We start from the raw sequence: 9,693 nt of genomic DNA on the forward strand, positions 1-9,693 counted from the left end.
CGGCGTGCCGCTCGCCGCCGTGCATGGCGCGCGCGATCCGGTGTGTCCGCGCGGCAATCTGCGGCGTCTCGGGCGCGCGGTTCCCGAGGCGCGGCTCGAATACGTGAGCGCGGCCGGTCATCTCGCGAGCGATCCCACGCTGCACGCGCGCGTCGCGCAGGCGCTCGCCGCGATGTTCATTCCAACCGTCGAAGAGGGGCGCGGCATGCGTCATGCGGCATGAAGATCAAGGTACTCGGCTCGTCGGCGGGCGGCGGCTTTCCGCAATGGAACTGCAATTGCCGCAATTGCGACGGCGTGCGACGCGGCACGCTGAAGGCCACGCGCCGCACGCAGTCGTCGATCGCGGTCAGCGCGAACGGCGAGGACTGGCTGCTCGTCAACGCCTCGCCTGATCTGCTCACGCAGATCGTCGCCCATCCCGAGTTGCAGCCGGCTCGCCGCGCGCGCGACAGCGGCATCGCCGCCGTGCTCGTGATCGACGCGCAGATCGATCACGTGACCGGCCTGCTGATGCTGCGCGAGCGCGACACGCCGCTGCCGCTCTACGCAACCGACGCGGTCTGGCAGGACCTCGGCTCCGGCTTTCCGGTCGCGCCGATTCTGTCGCACTACTGCGGCGTCGAGCATCGCCGCATCGCGCTCGACGGCGCGCCGCTCACGGTCGAGGCCCTGCGCGGCATCCGCATCGACGCGCTGCCGCTCTCGAGCAAGGCACCGCCCTATTCGCCGCACCGTCACGCGCCCGAGCGCAGCGACAACATCGGGCTCGTGCTGACGAACCTGCAATCGGGCCAGCGCGTGTTCTACGCGCCGGGCCTCGGCGCGATCGAGGAACACGTGCTCGCGGCGATGCGCGAGGCCGATCTGCTGCTCGTCGACGGCACGCTATGGACCGGCGACGAAATGATCCGCCTCGGCCTGTCGAAGAAAACCGCCGCCGACATGGGGCATCTGCCGCAGACCGGCGCGGGCGGCATGATCGAAACGCTGGACTCGCTCGACGCGCATCGCCCCAGCCAGCGCGGCGCGCGGCGCAAGGTGCTGATCCATATCAACAACACGAATCCGATTCTCGTCGAGGACGGTCCCGAGCGCCGTGTGCTCGGCGAGCATGGCATCGAAGTGGCTTATGACGGCATGAGTTTCGAACTGTGAAGCCTGCGACTGCGCGCGAGTGCAGGCGGGTGCGCAGCCGCAGCGGCAATGACGAATGCAAGGCAATGCGGTAACGAGGCGCGGCAGTGAACGACCATAAAACAAACGGAGACGGCATGAACGCGAAGGACATCCACGACACGACAACAGCCCCACGCGATGCGATTGCAACGGCAACCTTGGGCGCCGACAAGCCCGCTTGGAGCCACGAGGAATTCGAGGCGCAGTTGCGCGCGAAAGGCACCGCGTATCACATTCATCATCCGTTCAACGTGAAGATGAATAGCGGCGGCTGTTCGCGCGAGCAGATTCGCGGCTGGGTCGCGAACCGTTTCTACTATCAGATCAATATTCCGCTCAAGGATGCGGCCGTGCTGTCGAACTGCCCCGACCGCGACACGCGCCGTCGCTGGGTGCTGCGGATTCTCGATCACGACGGCTATGACGGCGCCGAAGGCGGCATCGAAACCTGGGCGCGTCTCGCGGATGCGGTCGGCCTCACGCGCGACGAACTGTGGTCGCTCGAACACGTCACGCCGGGCGTGCGCTTCGCCGTCGATGCCTATGTCAATTTCGCGCGCCGCGCGCCGTGGCAGGAATCGGTCTGCTCGTCGCTGACCGAGATGTTCGCGCCGCAGGTGCATCGCGACCGGCTCGCAAGCTGGCCCGAGCATTACCCGTGGATCGACGCCGAGGGCCTCGCCTATTTCCGCTCACGCATTTCGCTCGCGCAGCGCGACGTGCAGCACGGGCTCGAAGTCACGCTCGCGTATTTCACGCGACGCGAGCAGCAGGAACGCGCGCTCGAAATCCTGCAATTCAAGCTCGACATTCTGTGGACCATGCTCGATTCGATCGAGAAGGCGTTTCCGCAATGAACGACTCGACACGCGCAGAGAGCGCCACCGAAGCATCGACACAAAGCGGCAGCGAAGCCGCCCTGCCGCTGACGATCGCGAAGCCGTTCCGTCTGCAATGGGAAGCCGCGCAGAACGCGCACGTGCTGCTCTATCCCGAGGGCATGGTGAAGCTCAATCAGAGCGCCGGCGAAATTCTCAAACGCTGCGACGGCACGCGCGACCTCGACACGCTGATCGCCGAACTGGAACAGGCGTTCAACGCGACCGGAATCGGCACCGAGGTACGGGCTTTCATCGCCGACGCGCACCGGCGCGGCTGGCTGGAGTAGCGCGATGACCGATCTTTCGCAACCCTCGGTGCAGCCTGTTGCACAGCCCGCTGCACAACCCGTGGCACAACCCGCCGCCGGGCCCGGCGCGCAACCCGGCCAGAGCGCCGCCAGCGTGCCGCCGCCGCTCTGGCTGCTCGCCGAGCTGACCTATCGCTGCCCGCTGCATTGCGCATTCTGCTACAACCCGCTCGACTACACCGACCACCATCGCGAACTCAGCACCGCGCAATGGCTCGACGTGCTGCGCGACGCGCGCGCGCTCGGCGCGGTGCAGCTCGGCTTTTCGGGCGGCGAGCCGCTGGTGCGCGACGACCTCGAAGTGCTCGTCGAGGAAGCAAACCGGCTCGGCTTCTACACGAACCTCATCACCTCCGGCGTCGGTCTCACCGAGCAGCGTCTCGGCGCACTGAAGGCCGCCGGGCTCGATCACATCCAGTTGTCGTTCCAGGATTCGACGCAGGAACTCAACGACTTCCTGAGCAGCACACGCACGTTCGAACTGAAACAGCGCGTCGCCGCCGCGCTGAAGCGGCACGGCTTTCCGATGGTGATGAACTGCGTGCTGCATCGCTATAACCTGCCGCATGTCGACAAAATCATCGAGATGGCGCTCGCGCTCGGCGCCGAATATCTCGAACTCGCGAACACGCAGTACTACGGCTGGGCGCGCGAGAACCAGGCGCAACTGATGCCGACGCGCGAGCAGCTCGAAGAGGCCGAGGCGGTGGTTGCGCGCTATCGCCGCAAGCATGGCGAGCGCTGCAAGATTTTCTTCGTCGTGCCCGACTACTTCGAGACCCGCCCGAAGCGCTGCATGAACGGCTGGGGCGCGGTGTTTCTCGGCGTCGCGCCCGACGGCGCCGCGCTGCCGTGCCACGCGGCACGCGGCCTGCCCGGCCTCGCGCTGCCGAACGTGAAGGACACGCCGCTGCGCGAGATCTGGTACGACAGCGACGCATTCAACCGCTTTCGCGGCCTGAGCTGGCTCAAGGAACCGTGCCGCAGTTGCGAGGAAAAGGAACACGACCTCGGCGGCTGCCGCTGCCAGGCCTATCTGCTCACGGGCGACGCGGCCAACGCCGACCCCGTGTGCGACAAGTCGCCGTTTCACGAGCGCGTGGTCAAGGTCGTGCAACGCGCGGCGTCGGCAGCCGGGGCGGAGGCAATCGCCGCACGCGAGCAGCCGATCCTGTTTCGCCACGACGCCAACTCGCGCAGGCTCGCGGCCGCAGCCCGCGAGCCCGGCGGCGACCACGGAGCACAACCATGACGACCGACCTGATCTCCGTTCTGCTCGTCGACGACCATGCGGTCGTGCGCGAAGGCTACCGGCGGCTGCTCGAACTGAATTCCGACGTCGAGGTCTGCGGCGAGGCCGCCGATGCGGCGCTCGCTTATCAGCGCTTCTGCGCGCTGCGGCCCGACGTGGTCGTGATGGACGTATCGCTGCCCGGCGCGAGCGGCATCGAGGCGATGCGGCGCATGCTCGCGCGCGAGCCCGACGCGCGCGTGCTGATCTTCAGCGTGCATGAGGACTCGATCTTCGTGCGCCGCGCGCTCGATGCCGGCGCGCTCGGCTACGTGACCAAGGCCAGCGCGCCCGACGTGCTCGTCGAGGCGGTGCGCTCGGTCGCGCGGCGCGCGGGTTATCTGAGCCCGGACATCTCGCAGGCGCTCGCGATGCGCAACGCGTTCAACGAGGGGCCGCCGGGGCGGCAGTTGTCGGCGCGCGAGTTCGAGGTGCTGCGTCTGCTCGTGCAGGGCTATACGCTGCCGAGCATCGCCGAGAAGCTGGGCCTAAGCCAGAAGACGGTGGCGAACCATCAATCGGTGATCCGCCAGAAGTTCGGCGCCGACAACGGCGTGCAGCTCGCCCAGATGGCGAGCCGCCTCGGGCTTCAGTTCACGGGCTCGGCCAGCCCCGCGTGAGCGGGCACGCGCGCGCAGAACAGAAAGCCGCCCTGCGGCTCGCTCGCCACGTGGAATTCACCGCCGAGCGCCTCGACGCGCTCGCGCATGCCGATCAGCCCGAGCCCCGCGCGCGGCTGCGTCAGATCGACGCCGGGGCCGTCGTCGGCCATCGTCACGACGATCTCGTCGATCCGGCCTGAAGTGCTACCCGCATTACCCGCGCTACCCGCACCGCCTTCGCCACGTTCGTCGCCTTCGACACCTTCGCGCGGCGCGCGCACCATGAACAGCTCCACCCGCGAGCGGCGCGCGAACTTCGACACGTTGGTCAAGCCTTCCTGCACGAGCCGATACAGCGTGATGGTCAGCGCATCGCTCAAGCCGCTGAAGTCCCCTTCGATGGTCACGGAAAACGACGCCTCGGGCAGCCGCTCGCGCCAGCCGTCGACGCAATGTTCGAGCGCGCTCGGCAGGCCGAATTCGTCGAGGCCGATCGGCCGCAGGCGACGGATCATGCCGCCGATCTCGCGGTACACGTGGCTCGCGCTTTGAATCAAGCCGAGCGACACGCGATGAATCTCCGGCTCGCGCTCCTTCGCGAGATCGCGGATGCGCGCGGCGTCGAGCGAGATCGCATTGAGGTACTGGCCCAGTTCGTCGTGCAGTTCGCGCGCCATATGGCGGCGCTCGCGCTCCTGCACCTGCAGCGCCTGATTCGCGAGTCGCCGGTTGTCGGCGAGCAGCCGTTCGGCCTGCTCTTCGAGCCTGCGCCGATAGCTCAACTCGCGACGCGCCTCGCGATAGCGGCGCCATGCGAACCACACGAGCCCGATCGACAGCACGAACAGCGTGCCCGGCAATTCGTCGAGCTGGAAGCGCTCCATGCCGCGCGTGAAGCGGTAGGCCTTCTCGCTGAGATCGAAGGTTGCGCCGAGCACGGCCGCCAGCACGGTCACGGCGACGACCCATGCGAGATCGCGGCGGATCGTCGAATGCGGCGGCGGGCGGCCGGCGGAAGATGAAGGGATCGGGTCGCTTGACATGACGCTTGCATTCTACCCAGCGCGATCGCGCGCGACCGATTTTTGCGCAGGTTTTGGGAAGCCTTCCCCGCCAGATCGGGAAAAGCTCCCGCGCGCCTTACAGGCGCGTATGCCAGGCTTGACACAGACTTCAAAGAACGCGCCGCGCGCGCACCGATAAAGCCGACAGGAGACGTAACGATGAGCCTGCGATCCCTGGCACGCCGCAAACGCCGCTTCGAACGGCGGGCCGGCATCACCCTCTGTTTCGGCGGCGCGCTCGCCGCCTTGTCCGCGAATGCGTGGGCGCAGGCCGAGGCGCCGGTCGCGGCATCGGCTGCCGCCGGGTCTGCTGCGTCTGCTACATCCTCTACATCCGCTACATCCGCTGCGTCCGCCGCAACCGTGGCAACGCCCGCCGCCGGCGACAACGCCACCGCCAACACCGCTGTGGCAACGCCCACCACGACGCTCGCGCCGATCGTCGTGGTCGGCACCACGCCGCTGCTCGGCATCGGCACGCCGCTCACGCAGGTGCCCGCCAACGTGCAGACGGTCCACGCCGCCGACCTCGAACGGCAGCGGCGTCAGACGCTCACCGATTACCTCGCGGCGAACCTGCCGAGCGTCAGCATCGCCGATGCGCAGGGCAACCCGTATCAGATGAACCTGACCTATCGCGGCTTCACCGCCTCGCCGCTGCTCGGCACGCCGCAGGGGCTGTCGGTGTTCGTCGACGGCGTGCGCGTGAACGAGCCGTTCGGCGACGTCGTGAACTGGGACCTGCTGCCGCAGCAGGCGATCAGCACGATGCAGCTGATTCCGGGCTCGAATCCGACCTACGGCTTCAACACGCTCGGCGGCGCACTCTCGATCACGACCAAGAACGGCAAGGACAACCCGGTCGGCGAGGCCGAGATATCGGGCGGCTCGTGGGGCCGCAAGGCCGCGCAGATCGAACAGGGCGGCACGATCGGCCAGAACCTCGACTACTACTTCACCGCCAACGCCGCCAACGACAACGGCTGGGCCGAGCAGAACGAGAGCCGCGTCCGCCAGGCGTTCGGCAAGCTGCGCTATACCGACGCGAATACGACGCTGTCGTTGTCGGGCGGTGCCGCCGACAACGACCTGCACGGCACGCAGACCATTCCGCGCTCGTTCCTCGGCAATCCCAAGCAGCCCTACACGTATCCCGACCAGAACCAGAACACGGTCGGCTACCTGACGCTGTCGGGCGACCACTACTTCAACGATCACGTCGAACTGAGCGGCAATGCCTATTACCGGCACTTCCGCAACACGAATACGAGCAGCAACGTCAACAACGACTACGGTTCGGTGGAAGACGACGGCGACGTCAATACGCTGCAGGCCACCAACGAGAGGTCGGTCGTCGCGACCGACAGCTACGGCGCGAGCCTGCAACTGACGCTGCTCGGCAAGCTCGGCGGCATGGAGAACCAGTTGATCGCGGGCATGGCGGTGGACGCCGCCAATTCGCGCTTCACGCAGGCCTCGCAGGACGCGGCCTTCACCGACTCGCGCGCGACGATCGGCATCGGCGATTTCGAGCAGGAGACCTACGCGAAGACGCACAACACGAGCTACGGCATCTATCTGTCGGATACGCTGTCGCTGACGCCGCACTGGTCGCTCACGCTCGCGGGCCGCTACAACTGGGCCGAGGCCACGATCGGCGACGAAAGCGGCGAGCAGCCGAACCTGAACGGCCACCATACGTTCTCGCGCTTCAACCCGGCGGTCGGCATCAACTGGAATCCGACGTGGGCGCTGACGGCCTACGCGAGCTACAACGAGGGCATGCGCTCGCCGACCGCGATCGAACTCGCCTGCGCCGATCCGAACGCGCCGTGTTCGCTGCCGAACGACTTCATCTCCGACCCGTCGCTCGAACCGGTCATTTCGAAGACCTTCGAAATCGGCGCGCGCGGCAAGCTCGGCGCGAGCACGACGTGGAGCGCCGCCGCCTACACCACGACGCTCGACAACGACATCCAGTTCATCAGCAGCAACGGCGCGGGCAGCTCGCTCGGCTTTTTCCAGAACGTCGGCCGCACGCGCCGGCAAGGCGTCGAACTGGCCGGCCAGACGCAGCTCGGACCGATCACGGTGACCGGCAGCTATAGCTACGTCGACGCGACCTACCGGTCGAGCTGGACCGAAAGCAGCCCGAGCAATTCGAGCGCGGACGACGACGGCAACATCACGGTCAAGCCGGGCAATCACATTCCGGGGATTCCCGCGACGACGGTCAAGCTGCGGCTCGACTACGCGGCCACGCCGAAATGGCGCATCGGCACGAACCTCACCTGGCGCGGCAGCGTCTACGCGCAGGGCGACGAAAACAACCAGGACGCGAACGGCAGGATTTCCGGCTACCTGCTGATCGACATGGACACCGCGTATCAGGTGACGAAGCAGGTACAGGTGTTCGCCTCGGTGACGAACCTGCTCGACAAGCGCTATGCGAGCTTCGGCGCGCTCGGCCAGAACTTCTTCACCGGCCCCAACAATACGTTCAACGGCGCGAACCCGGTCAACGAGCAGTTCGTCGGGCCGGGCGCGCCGCGCGGCTTCTGGGTCGGGATGCGCTATGCGTGGAAGTGAAGGTGTGGGGTATTGAGGCGTGGCTGCTGCGTGGCTGCTCGTCGTAGTTGTAGCGAACGACCGCGCGGGTTGGATCATGCGTCGCGGCGAATGGAAGCAGTCGGCTGGCGGCTGGCGGCTGGCGACTAAGCGCATCGAAATGCATCGAAGCACATCGAAACGCGGCGGCGCCCGCCTGCAAACGAGCGCCGCCGCGCAAGACCAGCCGGTCAGTGCGATTCGATCGAGCCGTCGCTATGCGGATAGGTGACGATGCCCCACGCGAGCGGCAGATCACCGATCTGCTTGAGCGGCTGATAGCTCTTCGCATCGAGCACGTAGACCGCGTCGGAGCGCCCGCACGCGACCATCAGCTTCGCGCCATCCGGCGTGAAACTGAAGTGCCAGCAGCGCTGGCCGACCGGCACGTCGGCGAGATGCTCGTAGGTGTGGCCGTCGAACACCTGCACGGCCTTGTCGCGCGCCGCCGCGACGAACAGCCGGTTGCCGTCGGGGCCGAACGCCACGCCATAGGGGCCGAGCTTGGTGTCGACGGTCTTGACCACGTCGAACGTGTGCGCGTCGAGCACGACGAACTTGCTCAGCGACTCCAGCGTGACCACGTAGTACTTGCCGTCGGGCGACAGCCGGATGCCGCGCGGCCGGCCGCCCGCCGCGAGCTTCACGGTCCTGACCGGCGCGCCGGTGCGCGCGTGATAGACCGATACCGTGTCGTCGCCTTCGTTCGTGACGAGCATCGTCTGACCGTCGCGCGAGAACTCGATGCCTTCGGTTTCGTGGCCGCTCGTCACCGAGCGGATCACTCGCCAGTCTTTCATGTCGACGATCGCGATCTCGGCGGGCGGCTTGTTGGCGTCGTCGTCATCGTTCGCGCCGGGCTTGTCGCCTGGTTTGCCGTCCGCCTGTGCTCCCGGCGGCCCGCCGTTCTCGCCCGGTTCGTAGGTCACATAGGCATAGCCGTTGTGCACCCGCACATACTCGGGGTTCTTGCCGATCTTCACGCGCTTGACGACCTTGCCCGTGGCGGTGTCGATCACCGCGAGGTCGCCGGTGTTCTTGTTGGCGACCAGCAGGCGCGTGCCGTCCCGGTTCAGGCTCAGGCCGCGCGGGCCGTCCGCGCCGACCGGAAAGGTCTGCGCGAGCGTCATCTGATCGAGGTCGATCACGCCGACGCCGGCCTTCTCGCTCGTCACGTAGGCAAGCGGCGCGGCCGCGGCATACGCGGCGCCCGTACCGAGCGCGAACGCGACGGCCAGCGCGATGGAACGGCAGGGTTTTCTGGTGAGGATAGGTGTCTCCGGCATTGTGGTACTCCGTGGTGAAATCGCTGTGCCGCGATGGCGCGCGTCATCGATTCAAAGTACCGCACCGGGCGATTGTTTGACAACGCAATCGGGCGGGAGAATTTCCCGAATTGCGCGGCGCCGGCGCGCAGCCGGTTCTAAAACGCGGGGCGCGAGAGGACAATGAACGCGGAGGTGGCAGCGATGTTGCAAGCCGTCATGGCAAACCCCGCGAACAGCGGCAACGCGATGAATTCAGTGACGAATTCCGCGCCGGACTACCGGCGTGCCGCGCTCGTGCTCGGCGCCGTGATCGTCGCGCATCTGACGCTGCTCGCGTTGACGCTCGCGGCGCGCAACAGCATGGTCGAGCGCCGGGTCGAGCCGCGCACGATCACCGCCGTGTTGCTGAGCCCCGAACCGGAGCCGGTGACGCCCGCTGCCGCGCCGGCCGTGCCAACCACGCCCGCCGTGCCCGCTGCCGCGCCGCGCGAGT

Annotated in this window: 8 protein-coding genes and 2 pseudogenes; 8 read left to right on the forward strand and 2 right to left on the reverse strand. The window is 67.1% G+C overall.

Annotated elements, in window-relative coordinates:
* The 6 genes and pseudogenes from F3J20_RS31190 to F3J20_RS31215 all read left to right on the forward strand — a co-directional run.
* Window positions 1–223: pseudogene (locus F3J20_RS31190) on the forward strand (prolyl aminopeptidase); the annotation flags it as partial.
* The gene (pqqB, locus tag F3J20_RS31195) at window positions 220–1,158 is read left to right on the forward strand and encodes a pyrroloquinoline quinone biosynthesis protein PqqB (RefSeq protein ID WP_167285786.1); all 939 of its coding nucleotides are present in this window, start codon (window positions 220–222) and stop codon (window positions 1,156–1,158) included. The pseudogene F3J20_RS31190 and the gene pqqB, both read left to right, overlap by 4 nt.
* A gap of 116 nt (window positions 1,159–1,274) precedes the next feature.
* Entirely contained in the window at window positions 1,275–2,036 is a 762-nt protein-coding gene (pqqC, locus tag F3J20_RS31200; RefSeq protein WP_167285787.1) for a pyrroloquinoline-quinone synthase PqqC, read from the forward strand.
* Window positions 2,033–2,347, forward strand: a complete 315-nt coding sequence (pqqD, locus tag F3J20_RS31205) for a pyrroloquinoline quinone biosynthesis peptide chaperone PqqD (protein WP_167285788.1) — start codon at window positions 2,033–2,035, stop codon at window positions 2,345–2,347. The genes pqqC and pqqD overlap by 4 nt, the downstream gene beginning before the upstream one ends.
* Window positions 2,348–2,351: 4 nt before the next feature.
* Window positions 2,352–3,620 carry a pyrroloquinoline quinone biosynthesis protein PqqE gene (gene pqqE / locus F3J20_RS31210; RefSeq protein WP_167285789.1) on the forward strand — a complete coding sequence of 423 codons (1,269 nt, stop codon included), beginning with the start codon at window positions 2,352–2,354 and terminating at the stop codon, window positions 3,618–3,620.
* Window positions 3,617–4,279 carry a response regulator transcription factor gene (locus tag F3J20_RS31215; RefSeq protein WP_167039395.1) on the forward strand — a complete coding sequence of 221 codons (663 nt, stop codon included), beginning with the start codon at window positions 3,617–3,619 and terminating at the stop codon, window positions 4,277–4,279. The genes pqqE and F3J20_RS31215 overlap by 4 nt, the downstream gene beginning before the upstream one ends.
* On the opposite strand, the gene F3J20_RS31220 is transcribed toward F3J20_RS31215, so the two are convergent.
* The gene (locus tag F3J20_RS31220; RefSeq protein ID WP_167285790.1) at window positions 4,249–5,304 is read right to left on the reverse strand and encodes a histidine kinase; all 1,056 of its coding nucleotides are present in this window, start codon (window positions 5,302–5,304) and stop codon (window positions 4,249–4,251) included. The two genes, F3J20_RS31215 and F3J20_RS31220, sit on opposite strands and share 31 nt — an antisense overlap.
* 180 nt (window positions 5,305–5,484) lie before the next feature.
* Here F3J20_RS31220 and F3J20_RS31225 point away from each other — a divergent pair, with 180 nt between their 5' ends.
* Window positions 5,485–7,914, forward strand: coding sequence for a TonB-dependent receptor (locus F3J20_RS31225; RefSeq protein WP_167285791.1), 2,430 nt, complete (start codon window positions 5,485–5,487; stop codon window positions 7,912–7,914).
* Window positions 7,915–8,123: 209 nt separating this feature from the next.
* Here F3J20_RS31225 and F3J20_RS31230 read toward each other — a convergent pair whose 3' ends face one another.
* Window positions 8,124–9,218 (reverse strand): beta-propeller fold lactonase family protein, encoded by a 1,095-nt coding sequence (locus F3J20_RS31230; protein ID WP_167039389.1) that lies wholly within the window; start codon window positions 9,216–9,218, stop codon window positions 8,124–8,126.
* Between the two features lie 183 nt (window positions 9,219–9,401).
* Between F3J20_RS31230 and F3J20_RS31235 the strand changes: the two are divergent.
* A pseudogene (locus tag F3J20_RS31235) lies at window positions 9,402–9,693 on the forward strand (energy transducer TonB); the annotation flags it as partial.

The organism is Paraburkholderia sp. Cy-641 (genome assembly GCF_011752945.1).
Classification (GTDB): Bacteria; Pseudomonadota; Gammaproteobacteria; order Burkholderiales; family Burkholderiaceae; genus Paraburkholderia.